4 protein-coding genes are annotated in these 22,199 nt (G+C 66.1%); all 4 read right to left on the minus strand.

Features of this window, described 5'->3' with window-relative positions; all coding sequences use genetic code 11:
• Positions 1-10 precede the first annotated feature (10 nt).
• Entirely contained in the window at positions 11-5,524 is a 5,514-nt protein-coding gene (locus N7650_RS12300) for a DUF6543 domain-containing protein (protein ID WP_279898419.1), read from the minus strand.
• A 5-nt stretch (positions 5,525-5,529) separates the two neighbouring features.
• Complete coding sequence (locus N7650_RS12305; RefSeq protein ID WP_279898421.1) at positions 5,530-11,010, minus strand: NEL-type E3 ubiquitin ligase domain-containing protein; 5,481 nt, start codon at positions 11,008-11,010, stop codon at positions 5,530-5,532.
• Positions 11,011-11,166: 156 nt separating this feature from the next.
• On the minus strand, positions 11,167-16,575 hold the full coding sequence (locus N7650_RS12310; RefSeq protein ID WP_279898423.1) for a DUF6543 domain-containing protein: 5,409 nt from the start codon (positions 16,573-16,575) through the stop codon (positions 11,167-11,169).
• 154 nt (positions 16,576-16,729) lie between these two features.
• On the minus strand, positions 16,730-22,174 hold the full coding sequence (locus N7650_RS12315; protein ID WP_279898425.1) for a DUF6543 domain-containing protein: 5,445 nt from the start codon (positions 22,172-22,174) through the stop codon (positions 16,730-16,732).
• Between the last annotated feature and the right edge of the window lie 25 nt (positions 22,175-22,199).

The following is a 22,199-nucleotide window of genomic DNA, read 5'->3' on the forward strand; positions in this document are numbered from 1 at the left end:
GATCCGTTACCTACCGCTCCGACTGCAACCCTTCGCGGTGGGTCAGCTCTCCGACCAGGGCGGCTTCATCCGCCTTGCGCTGGTCGATCAGCGACTGGATACGGGCACTGCTCTGCACCGGGGTGTCATCCGGATACAGATCGTCCAGGCCCAGCACCTGGGCCTCGAAAGCTTCACGGATGGCGGTGAAGCGCGAGGCGTACGTCTCCTGCAGGTAGCTCAGCCAGAAATCCCGCTGCGCCGCATAGTCGAGCATGCCCTGGCCGTTCTCACCCTGGCGCACCCGCGTCGCCACGCGTTCGAGCTCATCGGGCCGCAGGCTTGCGGAGGCGGCATAGAGCATCTGCTCCGGCGCCAGCGGCAAATCCAGCTGGCCGGCCAGGTTCAAACGATAGGCCAGGCGCACCTCGGCCTCGTCCCGGGCCCCGGCCTCCTGGCGAGCGATATTGTCCAGCTCGTGCAGGCGATACAGGCGACGCATCAGCCGATAAAGCACCGGCCCGCGCTGCCCGGCGCTGGCCGAGCGCAACGCCTGTCCGGTGTAGACCAGCACTTCCATCTGGTTGAACTCCAGGCGAATACCGTCCGGGCAAGTGTCGTAGTCTCGCAACTGACGCACGGGCTCTTCGGCCATACCATTGAGGATCAGGCGCACCTCGGCATCGTGGGCACTGATGGTCAGCACCTGCCACACCCGCTCCAGCAGGTCGGGCCGGGTCGCGGCGTTGCGGTACTCGGCGGTATAGCGCAGGCGGTTGATCAGGCGCAGCAGGTCGTCGGCGTCATCGCCGGTTTCCAGCTGCTGCCACAACTGGCGGCGGGCATCGCTGACCGCGTCGGCCCGGTCCAGCCAGGCATCCACGCTGATCACGTCCATCTGCGAGGTCCCGCTGGAACTGCCACCGCCCGAGCTGGATCCACGCCAGCTGCTGCCCAGGCGGCGGATGGAATCGGGCAGGTCCAGATGGAAGGTGTAGGGCCTGGCAAGGCCCTCGGAGAGGTGCGCGGAATACATGATCTCCTCGCTCAGCGGGTTGCCTTCCAAGGAGATTTCCGTGCTGCCACTGGCACGCTCCTGATTTTCCAGCAGGTAGGACGGCAGCGCCTCCAGGCGGTTGTGGTTGAGATTCAGCCACTGGACGCGTTCGGGCAGCAAGCTGTCCAGCCAGGCCGGCCATTGGCTGATGTCCATACGATCCAGCGCCAGTAGATTGAAGGACCGCTGGCTGATTCGCGAGGTATCGCTGATCTCGCCGAGACGGTTGCCGCCCAACTCCAGCGAGGTCAGCCCGGGCAGGCGGACCAGCTCATCGAGCAGGGCCTGGTCGACCTGCAGCCCGGCGTCGATCAAAGCCAGGTGGTGCAGTTGCCCGAGTTCGCCAAGAACGGCAGGCAGGCGTTCCAGCACGGTAGCGCTGATGATCAGATGCTGGAGATTGCGCAAGCGGCGCAATAGCCCATCGAGTTGCTGCGCGCTGCCGACCGGGCGGATCAGTTCCAGGCGACTGATGCGGTCGAGGAAGAAAGCCGGCAGCGGGACTGGAAAATCGTCCAGCCGTATATCTTCCAGCACCAGCGAGCGCAGGGTCGAGCCCTGGGCCTGTAGCGACCACTCGGCCAGCAGCGCTGCGCCGAGGGAGCGCCGCGCAATGATGCGCGAGCCGTCCAATGCAAGGTCGCGCTGCGAGGCCTGTACCCATTGGTCGATGGCTGTGGCCAGTTGCTCACGCTCGCGCATCAGGTTGGCGACGATGTTCTCCACGCTCTGCGGGATGACGAGATCGAAGCGAAAGCGCCGCCCGTTCCAGGCACTGGTGCGGATTCCGATCAGGCTCTGGTGGGAAAACAAATTGCCGCGCAGCGAGATCCAGGTAGATCGTTCGGCCTGGGCAGGATTGTCGCGCAGGTAGGGCGGCAGGCTGGTAAGCCGGTTATCGCGCAGGGACAAGCGCTCTATGCCATCAAGCGCCTCGCTGTCCAGCCAGTCCGGCCACTCCTCCAGCCCCAGGCGATCAAGGCCGAGGAACTCCAGTTGCAGGCTGCTGCCCAGGCGTACCGGCAAGTGGCTGGGCCGGTTTCCGCTAAGGTCGAGGTGGCGCAGTTCGCCGAGACGGCAGAGTTCATCCAGCATCTCCTGACCGAGTGGCAGTTGCAGATTGACCAGGCGCAGCTCGGCCAGTTGGGGGTAGGCGCCAACCACCGTGCGCGGCAGGTCGTGTATGCCGCGGCCATGGATCCCGTCGATCTCCAGCCGGGTGACCCGTGGCAAATCGCGCAACAGTCGTTGCAAACGGTCCTCGAAGCGCAGGATGCCCGCTGCATCAGGGGTCATCACCGGCGGCGGCACGGCGACCCCGGAAAGCTCCAGGGCCTGGACTCGGGTACGGAAGAAGGCCGGCAACTCTTCCGGAAACGCCTCCAGCGATACCGCGAACAGGCGCAGCGGTACGTTGCTGCGGCCGATCTCCGGTAGCAGGTTGTCACGCCAGTGTTGCCATAGGGCCAGTTCGATCTGTTGCCGGTCGCTGATGATCGCTTCGCTGTCGCCCATCTGCTGCGGCACCTCACCCATCGGCAGCAGGCGTTGCATGTGCCCACGCTCTTCGAGCAGGGCGACCAGTCGCGCGTCGATGACCGCGTCGTCCAGACCACCGGCACGCAGTTGCTGGAGCAGATCGGCGGCGAAGAGGTCTGGCAACTCCAGCAGGCGGATACGGTCGAGCAAGGTGTTCTCGGACACTTCCGGCGGCAATTGCCCGTGCCCGCTCAAGGGATAGCCTGGCCGGCCACTGGCCAGGCGCATGGGAGAACGCATGGCCGGACGGATCGGCTGCATGTGCAGAACCTTGCGCAACGCCGGCCGTGGCAGCGGACGCTGCAGGACCTGGAGGCGCAGGGCCTGGCCGAGGTCGCTCACGCTCAGGCCAAGCGCCTGGCGCTGTTCCGCGGTGAACGCTTCCAGAAGCACCTTGAACAGGTCGCCAGCCTGCCCTTTCGGCGTCCCGGCGAGGCGATAGCCGTCGGCACTCTTTACCAGCACCCGTGGGTCCGCGGCCGACGACGGACCGACGCGGTCGAGCAGAGGGCCGTCCCCGCGCAGGGCTCGGACCTCCAAGGCGAGCTGTTCTGGCCAGCCGGGCAATCCCGTCAGGCTGTGGAGCGCCAGCCGGGCGCTGTCGTCATTGCCAAGGGCCTGCAGGCAGAGCCCTTCGTAGGCACGCATCAGGCGCACCTTCTGCAGGTACACCCGGGCTTCTTCGGCAAGGCGCGAAGGTACCTTGCGCTGGCGCTCCAACTGCTCCAGTTCCTCGGCGCTGGCGTGCTCGAGCAACTCGTCCACCACTCGACGCGGCAGCCCGCCGAAGTCACGCAGTACAAGCTGCTGGGCCGCCGTCGGTGCAGCGAAGGCGGCCTGGTAGCGCGAATCGAACTGCAGTGCGTGCCGCGCCGGGTCGAGGTTGCCCTCGCCCTGCGCCACCTCGACGTAAAGCCGTTGGCGCAGGAGGGTTTCCTCCAGCAGTGCAGGTAGTCGTTGCCCTTCTACCAGCGCCTGGCGCAGTTCGGACTCGTGACAACCACTGATCAACAGCGACTGCCCGGTCTGCTCGGCATCGAGCCCCGCAGCCACGGCACCCAGCCCCTGGAACAGGCTTGCTCCGGACCATTCCTGTGGCCGGTCCAGCTCATGCAGCCACGCGCCTCCCGGGTGCGACCACAGGCGCGGCTGATAAGCGTCGGCCCTTCGGGGATGCTCAAGAAACGCACTGCCGTCCTCGCGATGCACCACCGAATAATGACGTCCGTCGCGAGCCAGCCATTGTTTGCCCTGGTATTCATAGAGCCCCCTGGCGTTAGGGGCCAGCCCGGGCGGAAGCACGATGTCGTGGGCGAACGGCTGCAGGTCGCGGTTCCACAGACGCGTGCTGCCGTCAGCCAGCTCCACCGGATGCAGGGTATCGGGCAGGTTCGGCAATTCGCGCGCGGCAGTTCCGGGCCGGGAACCGGCGGCGGCACCAAGGGCGGCGAACAGGGCCAGGTTCTCGAGTACGTCGAACAGATAGCTCCAGGCCTGCTGGCGATCGTCCCGGCTCCATTCACCGATGCCTTCATACACTTCATGTGCCAGTTGCGCGGCGCCGAACACCATCATCGCGGCACCCACCACCGGCACGGCAAAAGCCAGGGTATTGAGGCCCACCAGCGCCGCCTGGGCAAAATACTCGAGTTTGCCGGCCAGGCTCTTGTGATCCTCGCTGGCCGTGGGCACTACCAGGAACAGTCCGTCATCCCTGAGCGCGGCAATGCGCCGGCGCAGCAGGGTCGGCATCAGCAGGCCCTCCAGGGTGCGCTCGCGAAACGGCAGGCTGGCCTTGGGGTCCAGGCCATCTTCGTACCAGCCCCCCGGATTCCATACCTTGGGATGGAAGGCCTGGTGCAGTTGCCCGAGCAAATGGCCGCGCTGGCGAAGGGGAATGAAGCGCTGGAAAAACTTCAGGTATTGCGGCTGTACCAGGCGGTCGCGCAAGTGGCGAGTGAAGTCGAGAAACGAGGGGTACTGGCGCAAAGGCTCGTCGGGATCATCGGGGATATGCACGACGATCCGGTCCGGCCCGTGACGCAGGGCGCGGTCCGCGCCGAACAGCAGGATGCCGTTGAGCTCGACGTTCCATAGGGTCAGGCAGGAGCAGGTCAGTGCCACCCCCTCGATGTGCGCGTCGCGGTTGTGCAGTACCCGCGATATGGCCTGGTACAGCGGCAGGTCGATGCGGCCGGCCATCTGCGCCAAGTGCAGTTGCAACAGCAGGCCGGACTGCTCGTGGCGCTTGAAGGCTTCCTGGCGCCGGACCCGGACGGTCGGATCGTCGGCGGCATGGGGTTCGAAGGTCCGGGTGATGCGTTGCTGGAACAGCTTGCCGAAATCAAGGTTGCGACAGAGTGCAGCGAAGCGTTCCGGGACGATGTCAAGGGTCTTGCCGTCCCACAGCGCCTGTCCGGGGGTGACGGTGAAGATGCGCGCCTTGGCTACCGGCAAGTCCATGCCACCGGGTTCGCACTCCCAGGCTTCAAAGTTTTGCAGCGCCACACTGAGCAGGGGTTGGCAGGCCAGGCGGAAGGATTTGAAATTTTCCACCGCCCAATCCCTGGATGCGGTCAGGAAGGAATCGGCGTGTTGTATCCGGCGAGGTTGGAACAGCCAGGTATTGCGTACATCCAGGTCGAGTCCGAAGGCGCCTTGCAGGGCGGCCTTGAGCAGCGGTTCGACATAAGCTTCAGGGTTGGCAAGGGTATCGAGCCAGGCGTCCACCTGCCGGCTCAAGGCCAGGTGCTCGCGGTAGTCGTCCTGCAGGCTGGCGACCCGCCCGGGCATTTCGGCAGCGGCGCTGGCAAACCAGTCGAGGGCCGCTGCCCCTTGCTGACGGGCGGTGTGGCGGGCCTTGGTGCCAGCATCGAGCAGCCATTGCTGACTGTGTTTTTCTATCGCGGCATAGCCTTGCCGATTCCGGGATCGTTCGGTTGTAGACATGGTGATCACCTTGCGCCTTGATCGGATGGGAGGGCTTGCCCCTGTGATGCGGCGGCCACGGCCTGCTCGACGGTCAGGCGCTCCAGCAGCGACCGCTCATCGCGCTTGAACTTGTCCTCCAGGGCACGAATCCGTGCCGCCGATTGCTCGGGGCTGTCATCGGGATAGAGGTCGGTGGCGTCCAGCACCGCCTGCTCGTAGGCCGTCTTGAGCGCCTTGAAACGATCGGCATAGGTCTCGCGCAAGTAGGTTGTCCAGAACTCGCAGTCCGCCGCGAAACCCGACAATTGCGCGCCGCGCTCCTCCTGGAGTACCTGGTTCAAGGCCTGTTCCAGCTCACCGGGGACCAGCTCGGCTTCACTGCGGTAGAGCATCGCCCGCGGCGGCAGCGGTAGCTCGAGCACCTCGCCCCAACGCAGTCGATAGGCCAGCCGTACCTCTGCTTCGTCCCGCGTTCCAGCTCGCTCCCGAGCGATGCGATCCAGGGACTGGGCGCGGAAGATCCCGCGCATCAGGCGAAACAGCGCCATGCCACGATTGGCCTCGGGCACCTCGCGCACGGCCTGGCGGACATGGACCATCAACTCCATCTGGTTGAACTCCAGGCGGATGCCGTCCGGGCAGGTGTCATGGTTATGCAACTGGCGCAGGGGCTCCTCGGCCATGCCATTGAGGGCCTGGCGCAACTCGGTATCCTCGCCGGCCGCCGCCAGTACCGTCCAAACCCGCGCGATCATCTCGCCACGGGTGATGGCTGCCCGGTAATCGGCACTGTGACGCAGGCGCGCAACAAACTGCAGCAAGGCATCGGCATCGCCCTGGCTGGCGAGCCGAGCCCAGGTCGACTGGTTGCGCGAGTCCGCTTCGGCATCGCCGGTCTGCCAGGTGATGCCGGGGTCGTCTTCCGACGACATTGGCTCGTCCGATTCCACGCCGCCCCCCTCCGAATCCGAGGAGTGCAGGCGTGCATCCAGTGCCGCAATATCCTCCGGCAGGTCCAGGGTCAGGGCGTAGGGACGGTTGGCATGCTGCGAGGTGTAGGCCTGGATCAGGGTTTCCCGGGTCAGGGGGTTGTTGCGCAGCGAGATATCCACGGAACCATCGGCAACGTAGCGGTTTTCCAGGATCTGACGGGGCAGTTCGGTGAGCTGGTTGTCATCCAGGCCGAGCAATTCGATATTGCGCGGCAGCAGTTCGCTTAGCCAGGCTGGCCAGGTCTCGATGCCCATATTTGCCAGGCCGAGGTAGTCGAAGAAGCGCTCGGTGAACGGCGAGACATCGTGGATCGCACCGAGGCGGTTGCCGTCGAGCTGCAGCGAGGACAGATGAGGCATGCGGGCAAAGGTGTCGATGGCCGTCTGGTCGATGGTCAGGCCCATGCGCACCAACGCCAGCTCGCGCAGCCGGGGCAAGGTGGCAAGGAACTCCGGCACGCTGGCCAAAGCCGGCCGCCCATCCACCAGCGAAAGCTCGGTCAGTTGCGGGAACTGCCCGAGAAACTGTTCGAGGCTGCGCCCGCTGGCATCGAAGCGGGTCAGTTCGAGGCGGCGCACCCGTTCGGTGATGAAGGGGGGCAGGTTGTCGGGAAAATCACCCAGCGCCACGTCCTCCAGGTAAAGCAACGCAGCATTGGGTGAATAAAGGTTTTCGCGCCAGTAGCCGAGCAGTAGGCGGGTGATGCGTGGCCGGTAATCCGCCGCCGAAGTCCGGGCCGGATCGTTGCTCCAGGCCTGCAGTACCGTCTGCAACTGCACGCGCTCGACGATGCGTCGGTTCAGTTCTTCGGTCAGGGCCGGGGAGATCCCCAGATCGAAGGTGAAGCGGCCGCGGAAGTATTCGGCAACCCGCAGGTCAAGCAGGGCCTGGCAACCAAGTGAGTTATCGCGCAACTGGATTCGCGTCGGCCTGCCTGCCGCACCGACCTCCTCCAGGATCTCCGCTGGCACCTCGATCAAGTGGTTGCCCGCCAGCGACACCTCGCCGATACGGGCCAGCATCTCGCGGTTCAGCCAGCGCGGCCACTCATGCAACTCCAACCAGCCCAGCCCCAGGTAGTCGAGTGTCAACCCTTCGAACAGCGGCACAGAGGTATGGATCAGGCGGCTGCCACGTAGTTCAAGCCAGCGCAGTTGTGGCAGGCTGGCCAGGGTGCGTAGGTCGTTGTAGCCAAGCATCGTCAATTGGTCACGCAAGCCCAGGGCGCGCAGGCGTGGCCAGGCGCGAACCACGCTTCGCACCATGCCATCGCGCCATGCGCCTCCGCGAATATCCAGGGTGGTCAGGTTGGGCAAGCGCCGGGCCAGGCTCCGCAGCATCGGCTCGCCGATCAGCGGCGCCTGGGGGCTGCCTTCGCCCTGCACCACCTCGCTCAGGAGCAAGGCCGTGACCCGTTCACGCATGAAGGCCGGCAGTTGCGCCGGAAGGTCCGCCAGTTGCACCTGGTACAGCGTCAGCGCAGTGGCGGGCCGGCCGAGCTCGGGCAGGATGTTGCGCCGCCAATGGTCCCACAGGGCATTGCCGATACGCTCGCGGCTGCGCTGGCGCGCCTCGCTCATGACTTGCGCGGCAGACTCCATGACCCAATGGTCCAGGTGTTCGCGCAATGCCTGCATCTCGTCCAGCAAGGTGTCCAGGCGCCGGGCCACGGCGCTGCGGTCGAGACCGGCCCGGTACAGGGCCTGGAGCGCGTCCTCCGGATAAAGGTCGTCCAGCTCCAGCAGGCGCAGCTTGTCCAGCAGCTCGTCCTCGGTGAAGAACGGCGTGCCGCGGCCGCTGAGGGGGTAGCCGAGGCGCCCGTCCGCCAGGCGCAGCGGCGAGCGGAAGCCCGGCTTGATCGGCTGCATGCCAAGCCATTCACGCAGGCGCTGGCGTGGCGCCAGGGGCTGGGCCTGGAGCTTGCTGCGCAGAGCGGCGGCATCGGCCAGGTCGAGCCCGCTACGGGCCGTTTCCGGCAGGGCCTCGTACAACACTGCGCAGAACTCGCGGGGCAGTTGCCGCTGCCAGACCACCTTGATCGGCGGCGTTTCTCCCGTGCCGATTGAGGCCAGCAGCGGGCCGTCCAGGCTACCTTCGTACAGTTCTATGCGCAGCGCTGCCGGCCATCCCGGCAGCCCGGCGAGTCCGTGGAGCAGCAAACTGGCACCGTCGGGATTGGCCTCCACGTCAAGGTAGAACGCCTCGCAGGCCCGGGCGATGCGCACCTGCTGCTGGTAGAGACGTGCCTCTTCGGCAAGGCGCAGGGGCACCTTGGCCTGCTCGGTCATCTGTGCGGTTTCCTGCGCCGTCGCGGCACCGACGATTTCCTCGACGATGCGCTTGGGCAGGCTGTCGAACTGCTGCCCGAGCACCTTGCCCGCCGGCGACAGGTCGGCTTGCCGGCGGGCATAGCCCTGGACGAAGACCTCGGACTCGATCGTCCCGGGCAGGCCGGGGACATCCCCCAGGGAAAAGCGCCCCACCGCGTCAGCCATGGCCAGGCGATACAGGGTGTCGCTGAGCAGCGCCGGGGGGCGTCGGCACTCCACCAGCGCCTGGCGCAGTTGCGCCTCGCTGACGCCGCTGATGCGCAGGGCGCGCTGGGCCATTTCAGTCGATACCTGGGCCTCGAGCGCCCCGGCTCGACGGAACAGTTCCTCGCCCCGCCACTGTTCCGGGGTGTCCAGCTCGTGCAGCCAGCCGCCATTGCCGTTATGCCGCACGGGCGGCTGGTAGGCATCGGCGTGCTCGGGGTGTTCGAGGACGAACCCGGTCTCGCTATCCAGCAGGGTCCGTACCGAATAATAGCGCCCGTCCAGCTTCAGCCATTGCCGCCCTTCCCAGTTGTACAGGCCGTTCTCCCCGGGCTTCAGGCCGGCGGGCAACTCGACGTCGTAGGCGAAGGGCGCCAGGTCCGGTTTCCATAAGCGCAGGCTGCCGTCGGCAAGGGTCACCGGACGCATGCTGCGTACCGCCAGCGGCAGATTGCCGGTGAAGCGTTGCGCCGCAGCGCCGGCGGCCCCGAGCGCGGCCATGATCGCCAGGTTCTCACCGACATCCATGAAGTACCCCCAGGCCGCCTCGCGATCGCCCTTGGCCAGGCTGTCGAAGCCTTCGTACACCTCGTAGGCCAGCAGAGCCGCATTCACGCCCAGCATCACCAGGCCCAGGCCAGGGACCACGAACGCGGCGACATTGAGCACATCCAGGCCAAGCCCGAGGTAGTAGGCGACCTTGTCCTCCAGCGACTTGTGGTCTTCGGCGGCGCTGGGCACCGCGTGATACAGACCGTCGTCCTTGAGCATGGCGACCTTGCCGCGCAGGACGAAATCGAACAGCGGAGCAGTGATCTGCAGCGTGCTCAAGCCCAGGGAGGCGCTGCTGTCGTAGCGCTCCTCGTACCAGCCTCCGGCATTCCACACTTTCGGGAACAGGTGCTCCTGGACTCGCCGCAGCAGGTGCCCGCGCTGCCGGGCCGGCACGAAACGCAGGAAGTAGCGGCGCCAGGCGGGCTCCTTCAAGCGCTCGCGCAGCGAGGCCTGGAATGCCTCCAGCGACTCGAACAGTTGCAAGGGCTGGCGCGGCTCGTCCGGCATGTACACCACCAGGCCCTGGGGCCGGGAGAACAGAACGATACCGTTGAGCTGCACCTCCCAGATATACAGGGCGCTGGCGCCCTTGGCCGGAGCGTTGTCGGCGACCTTGAGCAGGTCCTCGTAGAGTGCCTGGTCGATCCATGCGCGCAAGCGCGCCAGGTGCAGGGTCAGGCGCAGGCTCGATTGCTCGAACTGCCGGAAACACAGCTGGCGATCCGTCGCTGCGCTTTCCACGGTCTCGCCAGCCCTGGGCACAGGGCGGAAAATCGAGTCGATCAATTGCTGGTATCGCCCCCCCAGGTCCAGGGTGCGGCACATCGCGGCGAAACGCTCGGGCAGCAGGTCGATGTCGCGGGTCGGCTCCAGCACCTTGCCGGTCTCGCTGGCGAAGATCGCCGAACGGCGACGCTCGTCGCGCATGCCGTCGGTCTCGGCCTCGAAGGCTTCGAAATTCTGCAGCGCCGCCAGAAGCAGGGGCTGGGTCGCGACCTTGACGATCTGAAACGCATTGGCCACAGGATCTCCGCTGCTCAGGCGCTGCGCATCGACCCGTGCACGGACGGCGTTGAACAGGAAGGTGCGATGCACATCCAGGTCGAGGCCGAAGGTTTTCCCTAGCGCCTCGCGCAGCAGCGGTTCGGCGAATGCCTCGGCCGTAGGCAACTGGGCAAGAAAGCCCTCAACCTTCGTGGCGAGGGATCGATGGCGTTGGTACTCCTCGTGCAGGGCCGCGATCACCTGCGGTTGTTCGCGTCTGGCCGTCTGCAGCCAGGGCATTGGCCGGGGTAGCGCAGCGCGCAGGGCCTCGCGCTGTGGCGTGGTGCTGTCCAGCAGCCATCCAGGCACCCGCTGGCTGACGGTCTGGTAATGAATATCGGGGACTTCGGGGGATGCAGCGGCGGTCAGTTCGGTCATGGCGGGCCTTTTCGTCCGTGAAATCGGGCGTTCAGGCTAAGGGCGGGGCGAATGGCGTGGAAAAGGGTCGGTGTTCCCGGTGACGTGGCGTTGCCGCGGGCCCTCACGCCGGCACTGCTTTGTGCTGGCGTGAGGGCCGCAGCCCTGGGCTTGGACTCAGGTGCGGGGGAACGAGCGCTCGAAGGTCAGGGTTTCCAGCAGCGCCTTTTCATCGGCCTTGTACTTGTCTTCCAGGGCCTTGATCCGTAACGCCGACTGCTCGGCGGGTTCATCGGGATAGGCGTCGGTCACCTCCAGCACCGACGCCTCGTAGGCTTCCTTGAGTGCCGTGAAGCGATCGGCGAAGGCTTCGCGCAGGTACGCCACCCAGAAGTCGCACTGGGCTGCGAAGCGGAGCAACTCAGGGCCCATTTCCCCCAGAATTACCCGGGTATACACCTGGTTGAGCTCCCCGGGTGCAATCTCCGCCGCGCTGCGGTAAAGCATGCCCCGGGGCGGCAGGGGCAGGTCCAGTTGCGTTGCCCAGCGCAGACGATAGGCCAGGCGCACTTCCGCCTCATCCCGCGTCCCTGCCCACTCGCGGGCCAGGCGGTCGAGGGTCTGCATGCGGAAAATGCTGAGCATCAGGCGGAACAGGGCCGGCCCCCGGTTGTTCTCGGGTATGTCGCGCAGGGCCTGGCGGGTATGGACCTGGAACTCCATCTGGTTGAACTCCAGGCGGATGCCATCGGGACAGGTGTCATGCTGGTGCAATTGCACCAGCGGCTCTTCGGCCATGCCATTGAGGGTCAAGCGCAATTCGCTGTCGGCCTGCGCCGCGGCCAGCACCCTCCACACCCGCTCCACCAGTTCGCCACGGGTGGCGAGGGTTCGATAATCGGCGCTGTGGCGCAGCCGCGAGATCAGCCCCAGCAGCGAGCCGGCATCGCCTTCGGCCTGCAATCCTGCCCAGATCGCTTGGTTACGCCCATCCTGCTCCTCATCACCGGTCTGCCAGATGGTGGCGGGGCTTTCCTCTGAATGACTGGAATCGTCCGGCGAGAAAGAATCCTCGGAATCGGAGGAATGGGAATCGGTAGGCATCGCGGCGATGTCCTCGGGCAGGTCCATGGTGAAGGAGTACGGCCGGTTGTAGCGCTGCGAAGTATGGGCACGAATCATGGTTTCCCGGCTCAAGGGATTGTTGTGCAGCGTGATTTCCACTGCTCCGTCGTTAATGCGGTGGTTATCCAGCAGCACGTCCGGCAATTCGGTAAGCAGGTTGTCATCCAGGTTGACATGTTCCACGCAATGGGGCAGCAGGCTGGTCAGCCATTCGGGCCATTGGCTGATGCCCATCTGGCCCAGCCCAAGGAAGTTCAGGTAGCGCAGGTCGAACATCGAAACGTCGGTGATGGGGCCCAGAAGGTTGCCATCGAGCTGCAGCGATGACAGTACCTGCATGCGCGCCAGCACTGCCATGGCCGCCTGGTCGACCACCAGCCCCATGCGCACCAGGGCCAGTTCGCGCAGGTGGATGAGGCCGGTGAGAAACTCGGGCACGCTACCTAGCGCCGTGTGGCCATCGATCAGCGACAGCTCGGTCAGTTGGGGAAAGCGCCTGACGAAACGCTCCAGGCTCGCGGCCTCGCCCCTGAAGCGCGTCAGGTCCAGGCGCCTGACACGCTCCGGGAAGAAGCCGGGCAACTGTTCGGGGAATTCGTCGAGGTCCAGGTCTTCAAGGTCCAGCAAGGCCACGCCGTCCGTCCTCAGGCTGTCGCGCCAATAGTTAAGCAGCTCCGTGGCGATGCGGTGACGGTAGGTGGCCTGCGCGGAGGCGCGCGATCCGCTGTCCTCGACGGCGGCGTTGGCCCAGCTTTCCAAGGCATCGCACAGTTGGGTGCGTTCCTGGATACGCCAGTTGAGCTCATACTCCGTGCTCATGGACAGCCCCAGGTCGAAGGTGAAGCGACCAAGGAAGCGCTGGGCCAGGCGCAGGTCGAGCAGGGCCTGGAAACCGAAGCGATTACCAAGCAGGACAATGCGCAGCGGTCGCTCCACCGTCTCGGTATTGCGCAGGATTTCCGACGGCAGTTCGGTCAGGCGGTTGCCGAGCAGCGACAGGTCGCCGATCCGCCTGAGCGCAGCGTTGTTCAGCCAGTTCGGCCAGCGTTGCAGACTCATCCAGTCGAGCCCCAGGTAATCCAGGGTCAGGCCGTCCAGCGCGGTATCGGGCATATCCAGCAGGCTCATGCCGCGCAGGTCCAGCCAGCGCAACTGCGGCAGCGCGGCCATTGCCTGGAGATCCTGGTGGCCGATGGGTACGCCCGTCTCGCGCAGGCCCAGGGAGGCCAGGCGCGGCCAGGCACGCCCCAGCATTTGCGGCAGGCCGACACTCCATTCGCCGCGGCGGATGTCAAGGGTAGTGAGTTCGGGAAAGTGCCGGGCGAGGCCCTGCAACTGGTGCTCGCTGATGATCCGCGCGTAGCTGGCGCCCTCCTGCCAGATCGTTTCATCCAGCAGGATCGAACGCACCCGCTCACGGAAGAACCCAGGCAATTCCCTTGGGAAGTCCGCCAGTTGCACCTGGAACAGGATCAGCCGCGAGGCCGGTTGCCCCAACTCCGGAAGGATGCTGCGGCGCCAGTGTTCCCATAGGGCCAGGCCGATACGTTCGCGACTGCGTTGACGCCGCAGGGTCAGGTTTTCCTGGGCTGTCTCCTGGGCCCAGCGGTCCAGGGCATGACGCAGTTCCAGCAACTCGCCCAGCAAGCGGTTGAGGCGGGTATTGATCGCGGCCCGGTCCAGCCCGCTGCGGTACAGGGCCTGCAAGGCATCCTCGGCATGAATGTAATCCAGTTCCAGCAAGCGCAGCTTGTCGAGCAACTCATCCTCGGTGAAGAACGCCTGGCCATTACCACTGAGCGGGTGGCCGACGCGGCCGTCCGCCAGACGCATGGGCGAGCGGAATGCCGGCTTGACCTCCGGCAGCCCCAGCCACTGGCGAAGGCGTTGGCGCGACGCCGGTCGCTGGGCCTGCAATCGGCGCCACAGCGACCCGGCGTCGGTCAGTTCCAGGCGCTCGCGGTAGGCACCAGGAATGGCGTCGAACAGGGCCTGGCAGAATTCCCCGGGCAACTGCCGGTCCCAGACCACCGCCAGTTCCCGCTCGTCGCCACTGCCGATGCCGGTCAGGCGCGGGCCCTCTATCCAGCCGTCGTACAGGCCCATGCGCAGTTTTTCCGGCCAGCCCGCCAGGGTTTCCAGGCTGTGCAGCATCAGCCGGGCGCTATCCAGGCTGATTTCCCGGTCCAGGTACAGGCCCTCGCAGGCACGGGCAATACGTACCTGCTGCTGGAAAATCCGCGCTTCGTCGGCGACGCGCAGGGGAATACGACCGGAGCGGGTCATTTCGCCGGTCTCGGTTTCCGTCGCGGCCCCGACGATCTCCTCGATGACCCGATGCGGCAGGCTGCGGAACTGGCGCTGCAAGGCTTGTCCGGCCAGTGAAAGAGGCGCTTGCGAGGCCTGGTAATCGGCTGCGAAGGTCGCGGCATCGGCGGTTTGCGCCAGCACCAGGCGGCGCAGGGTGTCGGTCAGCAGCGCCGGTGGGCGCTGGCGCTCGACAAGGGTCTGGCGCAATTGGGATTCGCTGACCCCGCTGATGCGCAGGGCATTGCGCCCCATCTCCTCGGAGACGCTTGCCTCCAGCGGCCCCTGACGATGGAACAGCTGGCTGCCACGCCATTGTTCGGGTGTGTCCAGCTCATGCAGCCAGCCGCCGTTGCCGTTGTGGTCCAGGGAGGGTGCATAGGCGCCACTGCGGGTCGGGTGTTCCAGCCGGTAACCCTCCTCGCCGAGCAAGGTGCGCACCGAGTAATGCCGGCCCTCCAGGGTCAGCCACTGGCGGCCCTGGAAGCTGTACAGGCCATTGGCGTCGGGCTGCAGCCCGTCCGGCAAGCGGATCTCATAGGCGAAGGGCGCCAGGTCGGGCTTCCACAGGCGCACGCTGCCATCTGCCAGGGTGACCGGACGCATGCTGCGTACTGCCAGCGGCAGGCTGCCGTTGAATCGATGGGCCACGGCACCTGCGGCCCCCAGCGCGGCGATCAGTGCCAGGTTTTCCCCGACATCCATGAAGTAGCCCCAGGCCTCTTCCCGCTCGCCCTTGGCCAGGCTGTCGAAGCCTTCGTAGACCTCGTAGCCGAGCAGCGCCGCATTGACACCCAACATCACCTCGCCCAGCCCCGGCACCACGAAAGCCGCGACGTTGAGCACGTTGAAGCCGACCGAAAGGAAGTAATCGATCTTGGCCTGGGTCGACTTATGATCCTCGACGGCGGTGGGGACCGCGTGGAACAGGCCATCGTCCTTGAGGGCCGCCATCTTGCGCTGGAGCAGGACGTTGAGCAGCGGCGCGCTGAAGACCTGCTGTTCGAGGTGAAGCTTGGCCTCGCCGTCGAACCGCTGTTCGTACCAGCCACCAGGGTTCCACACCTTCGGATACAGGGTGCGTTGAATGCGCTGCATCAACGCGTCGCGTTGCCTGGCCGGGACGAAACGCAGGAAGTAGTTGCGCCAGGCGGGCTCTTTCAAACGCTCGCGAAGCGAGGCATGGAAAGCCTGGAGGTTGACGAAGGCCTGGACGGGTTGCCGGGGCTCGTCCGGCATGTACACCACCAGGCAGCCCGGCCGGTAGAACAGCACGATGCCGCTCAGTTCCACATCCCAGAGGCGCAGCACGCTGCGCTCGATTCCGTTGTCGGCCTTGCCGTTGCCTGCCACCTCCAGCAGCGCGTCATGGCTGGACTGGTCGATGTGCCCCTGCAGGCGGGCCAGATGAAGGTTGAGGCGCAACGCCGACTGTTCGAACAGCTTGAAGCGGGCCTGGCGATTGCTGGCGGCCGCTTCGGCGCTTTCATCCTGGACCGGATCAGGGGCGAACAGCTTCTCCAGCAGACGCTGGTAGCGGGCCCCCAGGTCCAGGGTGCGGCACAGGGCGGCGAAGCGTTCGGGGACCAGGTCTACATCGCGGCTCGGTTCGGCGACCTGGCCACTGTCGCTGATGAACACACGGGCGGGCCGCCGATCGACCTGCATACCGCCCTCCTCTGCCTCGAACGCTTCGAAGTTCTGCAGGGCAGACGCCAGTAGCGACTGGGTTGCCGCCTTCACCGACTGGAAGGCCCTGACCACCGGATCGGCAGTGGCCAGGTGGGTCTCGGCGGTGCGCGCCCGCACGGCGTTGAACAGGAACGTATGGTGCACGTCGAGGTCCAGCCCGAAGGTCGTCTTCAGCGCATCGCGCAGCAGCGGTTCGGCGAAAGCCTCGGCGCTCGGGACTTGCGCAAGCAATGCCTGCACCGCCTTGGCGTGCACCGGGAACCGCGCATACTCCTCGACCAGGGCGGCGGTGACTTCGGGCTGGTTGGCACTGGCGTCCTGCAGCCAGGGCATGGGCGGCGGCACGCTGGTGCGCAGGGCCTGGCGTACGTCGGCGGGAGTGTCTAGCAGGCGCTTGGGGATGCGCTGGCTGACGATCCGGTAGTGAGCATCGGGTGTTTCGGTTTCGGGTACAGCGGCCATGGTCAGGCCCTCTCGTCCTTGAATGGGGCGTTCAGGCTAAAGAGGGGGCGAGAGAATTTGAAAAGGGTCGGGGTTCCCGGTGGGCGACCGGGTCGGTTGCCAGGCAGGCTCCTGTCCGCGGAAAGACCGGCAGGGGCCCGCCCGGAAACGAGCCTTAGCTCGTGGAAAGCGACTGCTCCAGGGTCAGCCGCTCCAACAACTCCCGCTCATCACGCTTGAACTTGTCCTCCAGCGCCCTGATGCGCTCGGCCGACTGTTCCGCGGTGTCATTGGGGTAGACGTCGATGGTACCGAGCACCGCCGCCTCGTAGGCGTCCTTGAGCGCCTTGAAGCGTTCGGCGAAAGCCTCTCGCAGATAGGCCACCCAGAAATCGCACTGCGCCGCGAAGCGCTGCAATCCGGCTCCGGCTTCTTCCAGTTGCAACTGGATCAGTGCCTGGTCAAGCTCGCCCGGGGCAATATCGGCCACCCGTCGATACAGCATGCCGCGGGGCGGCAGCGGCAGTTCGAGCTGCTCGGCCCAGCGCAGGCGATAGGCCAGGCGCACCTCGGCTTCGTCGCGGCCGTTGGCGCGCTCGCGGGCGATGCTGTCCAGCCGCTGCGCACGGAAATTCCCGCGCATCAGGCGAAACAGCGCCGGCCCCCGGTTCTGCGCAGGGATCTGGCGCAGTGCCTGGCGGGTATGCACCAACAGTTCCATCTGGTTGAACTCCATGCGAATGCCATCGGGGCAAGTGTCATGGTTGTGCACCTGCGCCACCGGTTCCTCGGCCATGCCATTGAGGGTCAGGCGCAATTCGGCATCGTCGTTGGCAGCCTCGAGCACGGTCCAGACGCGCTCCACCAGTTCCATGCGCGTGCTGGCGGTCCGGTAGTCGGCGCTATGGCGCAAACGCGACACCAGGGCCAGCAGCGCGCCGGCATCGCCCCGGGCGGACAAACCGGCCCAGAGCAGTTCATGCCGGGCGTCGTCGGCGACATCACCGGTCTCCCAGGTGGCGGCAGGGTCGTCGTCCGACATCCAGGTGTCCTCGGTGCCCGGAGAACCCGAATCGTCGGAATCGGACTCATGTACCTCCCGCGGCATCGCCGCGATGTCTTCGGGCAGGTCCAGGGTGAAGGTGTATGGGCGGCTGAAATGTTGCGATGTGTGGGCGCGGATCAAGGTGGCGCGGGTCAGCGGGTTGTTATGCAGCGAGATTTCCACCACCCCGGCCTCGGTGCGACGGTTCTCCAGCAGTTGCTCGGGCAGCTCGGTCAGCAGGTTGTCATCCAGCCCCAGCAGTTCGATGCCATGGGGCAGAAGGGAATTGAGCCAGGCGGGCCAGACCGCGATGTCCATCTGGGCCAACCCGAGATAGCCGAAGAAGCGCTGGTCGAACATCGACACATCATTGATCTGGCCGAGGCGGTTGCCATCCAGCTGCAGCGATGACAGCACCGGCATGCGGGCGAACACCTCCATGGCCGCCTGGTCGATGGTCATGCCCACCCGTACCAGTGCCAGCTCGCGCAGTTGGGGCAGCCGGGTCAGAAACCCGGGCACCGCCACCATCGCCGGCGAACCGCCCACCAAGGACAGTTCGGCCAACTGCGGGAACTGCATGACGAAGCGCTCCAGTACCGCCGGCTCGGCATCGAAGCGGGTCAGGTCGAGTCGATCGATGCGCGCGGTCAGAAATGCTGGAAGCGCCTCCGGGAAGTCCGTCAGCACCACGTCCACCAGATTCAGGCGCGCCGCCCCCAGGCCACGCAAGGTGTCGCGCCAGTATTCGAGCAGAACGCCGGCGATGCGGTGGCGATAAGCCCGGTGCTCCGGGGTCAGCGGCACATCGGCCTGGTCCGCATTGACCCAGGCCTCCAGCAGGTCCTGCAACTGGGCGCGCTCCTGGACTCGACGGTTAAGCTCGTCGGCCATCGCCGGGGACAGGCCTAGGTCGAAGCTGTAGCGGCCGTGGAAACGCTCGGCCATGACCATGTCGAAGCAGGCCTGGTAGCCGAACTGGTTGCCCCGGGCGGCAATACGCAGGGTACGCACGGCCGGCTCGGGGTCCTCGAGGATCAGCCGCGGCACCTCGGTCAGGCGGTTACCGACCAGCGACAGCGAGCCGATCCGTTCCAGCGCCAGGGTATCCAGCCAATGCGGCCAGGTCCCCAGGTCGAGCCAGTCGAGGCCGAGGTAATCGAGCTGCATGCCATTGAGCGCCGAGACCGGCAGGTCCAGTAGACGACTGCCACGCAGCTCCAGCCAGCGCAGGCGCGGCAGGCCGGCCAGGGCGCGGATGTCCGGGTGACTGAGTAAATGGCTGATCTCCCGCAGGGCCAGCGCGCCGAGCTCCGGCCAGGCGCGGGCCACCGTTTGTGCCAACCCCGGCTCCCAGGCCCCGGCACGGATATCGAGAGAACGCAGCCGGGGAAACTCTTCGGCGAACGCCAGCAAGGCGTCCGCGCCGATGACCTGCTGGAAGCCCTCGCCCTCGCGCAGGATCACTTCGTCCAGAAGCACCGCGCCGACCCGCTCGCGGAAGAACGACGGCAATCCCACCGGCAGGTCCGCCAGCTGGACCTGCCAAAACACCAGCGGCGCGGCGGGACGACCGAGTTCGGGCAGGGTGTTGCGCCGCCAATGGTCCCATAAACCGTTGCCGATCCGCTCACGGCTGCGCTGACGGGTGTGGCTGAGGACTTCGCGGGCCGAATCCATTACCCAGCGATCCAGGTGCTGACGCAAGGCCTGCATCTCATCGAGTGCGCGATTCAGGCGCAGGTCGATCGCATTGCGGTCGAGACCGCTGCGATACAGAGCCCACAGCGCGTCCTCCGGATAGAGGTCGTCCAGCTCCAGCAGGCGCAGTTTGTCGAGCAGCTCATCCTCGGTGAAGAAGCCCTGGCCGCGGCCACTGAGCGGATAACCGAGACGTCCGTCTGCCAGGCGCAGGGGCGAGCGGAAGCCTGGCCGCAGCACCTGCATGCCGAGCCATTGACGTAGTCGCTGGCGAGGCGCGAGCGGTTGCTCCTGAAACATGCGCCGCAGCGCGGCGGCGTCGTCGAGTGCCAGGCCGGTGCGCTGCACGGGCGGGATGGCATCGAACAGGGCCTGGCAAAACGCCAAGGGTGAACCTCTGCGCAAGACCACCGTGACAACTCCTTCGTCGCCGCTACCGATCGTGGCGATCGGCTCGCTACCAGGCGAAGCCTCGACCAGGGCCATGCGCCCCCCCTTGGGCCAGTTCGGCAAGCCTTCCAGGCCATGGAACATCAGGCGGGCAGCATCGACACTGACCGGGTAATCGAGATACAGCCCTTCACAGGCCCGGGCAATGCGCACCTGCTCCAGATAACGCCGCGCTTCCTCGGCAACGCGCAGGGACACGCGGCCGCCTGCGGCCATTTCGCTGAGCTCGTGTTCATTCGCCGAAGCGAGAATTTCCTCGACCAGGCCATTGGGCAGCCCGGGGAACTGGCGCTGCAACACCTGCCCTTGCACGGACAGGCGCGGCAACTGCGCTATGTAGCCGGCCTTGAAGGCGTTGGCGTCCAGGTTGCCTGCCTGCTCCAGGGTCTCGGCCAGGGACAGGCGACGCAGGGTGTCGGTCAACAGGGCCGGAGGGCGGTGGCTGTTCACCAGGGTATGGCGCAACTGCGCCTCGGAGATGCTGCTGATGCGCATCGCGCGCTGCGCCATGGCCTCGCTGACCCGGGCTTCACGGTGTCCCTGGCGACCGAACAGCTCCATGCCCCGCCATTGTTCCGGTGTATCCAACTCGTGCAACCAACCGCCATTGCCGTTGTGGCGCAGCGTCGGCTCGTAGGCCCAGGGCCGGTCCGGGTGCTCCAGGCGAAAACCCTGCTCCGTGCCCAGCAGCGTGCGGACCGAATAGTAGCGTCCGTCCAGCGCCAGCCATTCGCGGCCCTGGTAGGCATACAGTCCGTTTTCGTCAGGCTCGAGTCCTGCGGGCAACTCGATATCGTAGGCGAACGGCGCCAGGTCCGGCTTCCACAGGCGCACGCTGCCGTCGGCCAGACGAACCGGGCGCATGCTGCGCACCGCCAGCGGCAGGTTGCCGGTGAAGCGATGCGCCGCCGCTCCGGCCGCTCCCAGTGCAGCCATCACCGCGAGGTTTTCCGCAACATCCAGAAAGTAGTTCCAGGCCTGCTCGCGCTCGCCCTTGGTCAGGCTGTCGAAGCCTTCATAGACCTCATAGCCGAGCATGGCCACGTTGACCGCAAGCATCACCTCCCCCAGCCCGGGAACGACGAAGGCCGCCAGGTTCAGCGCATCGAAGCCCAGGCCCAGCCAGTAATCGATCTTCGCCTGCGCCGACTTGTGATTTTCGACGGCGGTGGGCACGGCATGGAACAACCCGTCATCCTTGAGCACGGCGATCTTGCGCTGCAACAAAGCATTGAACAGCGGTGCGGAAAAGTCGCGCTTGCCCAGGTGGAGCACGGCCTTGGGGTCCGCGCGCTCTTCGTACCAGCCGCCCGGGTTCCAGACCTTCGGGTTCAGGGTACGGTGGATCCGTTGCTGCAGCGATTCACGCTGTCGGGCCGGGATGAAGCGCAGGAAGTATTTGCGCCATTGCGTATCGCGCAACTGCCCGCCCAGCCAGCGGTTGAACGCGGGGATGGACCGGAACTCCCGCAGCGGCTGGTTCGGCTCGTCGGGCAGGTACACCAGCAACTCCCGTATCGATTCCTCGGGTGGCCGCGGCCGGAAGAACACCACGATGCCATTGAGCTCCACCTCCCACAGCCGCAGCATCGCGCGGCCCAGGGTCGACCCGGCCTTGCCGTTCTTCGCCACTTCCAGCAGGTCGTCATACAGACCCTGGCCGATCCAGCCCTGCAGGTACGCCAGGTGCAGGTTAAGGCGGAAAGCCGATTGTTCGAGGGCCTTGAACCCGGACCGACGCCGGATCTTCGCCACTTCGGCAGTCTCCCAGGGTTGCGCGGAGGGCTCGAAGGTGGCGGCGATCAGGCGCTGGTAGCGTCCACCCAGGTCCAGGGTGCGACACAGGGCGGCAAAGCGCTCGGGCACCAGATCGAGCTGGCGGCCCGGCTCCAGGGGTTGCCCGGTTTCGCTGGTGAATATCATCGACGGGCGACGCTCGTCCTGCATGCCGCCTGCCTCGGCCTCGTAGGCTTCGAAATTCTGCAGCGCCGCCTGCAGCAGGGTCCGGGTCGCGGCCTTGACCACCTGGAATGCCTTGACCACAGGATCGCTGCCTTTCAGATGCGCTTCGGCGACCCGCGCCCTGGCTGCGTTGAACAGAAAGGTATGACGCACGTCCAGGTCCATGCCGAAGGTCTTTTGCAGCGCGTCGCGCAACAGCGGTTCGGCGAAGGTTTGAGCGTCTGGAAGCGGCTTGAGCCAGCCGTCGACCGCTTCGGCCAACTGCCGATGCCGGGGGTATTCCCTGCGCAAGGCGTCCAGGAGGTCGGGGCGGGTCGCGCCGGCCGCTGCCAGCCACGGCATGGGCTGCGGCGGACGGGCACGCAGGGCCTGGCGCTCCTGCGTGCTGCGCGCGAGCAGATCGGGGGCGACACGCTGGCTGACGGTCCGGTAGTGAATATCGGGTTCGGGTTTCTCGCTCATGTCGAGCCCTCTCGTCCTTGAATGG

It is taken from the genome of Pseudomonas sp. GD04058, from assembly GCF_029836855.1.
Lineage (GTDB): Bacteria > Pseudomonadota > Gammaproteobacteria > Pseudomonadales > Pseudomonadaceae > Aquipseudomonas > Aquipseudomonas bharatica.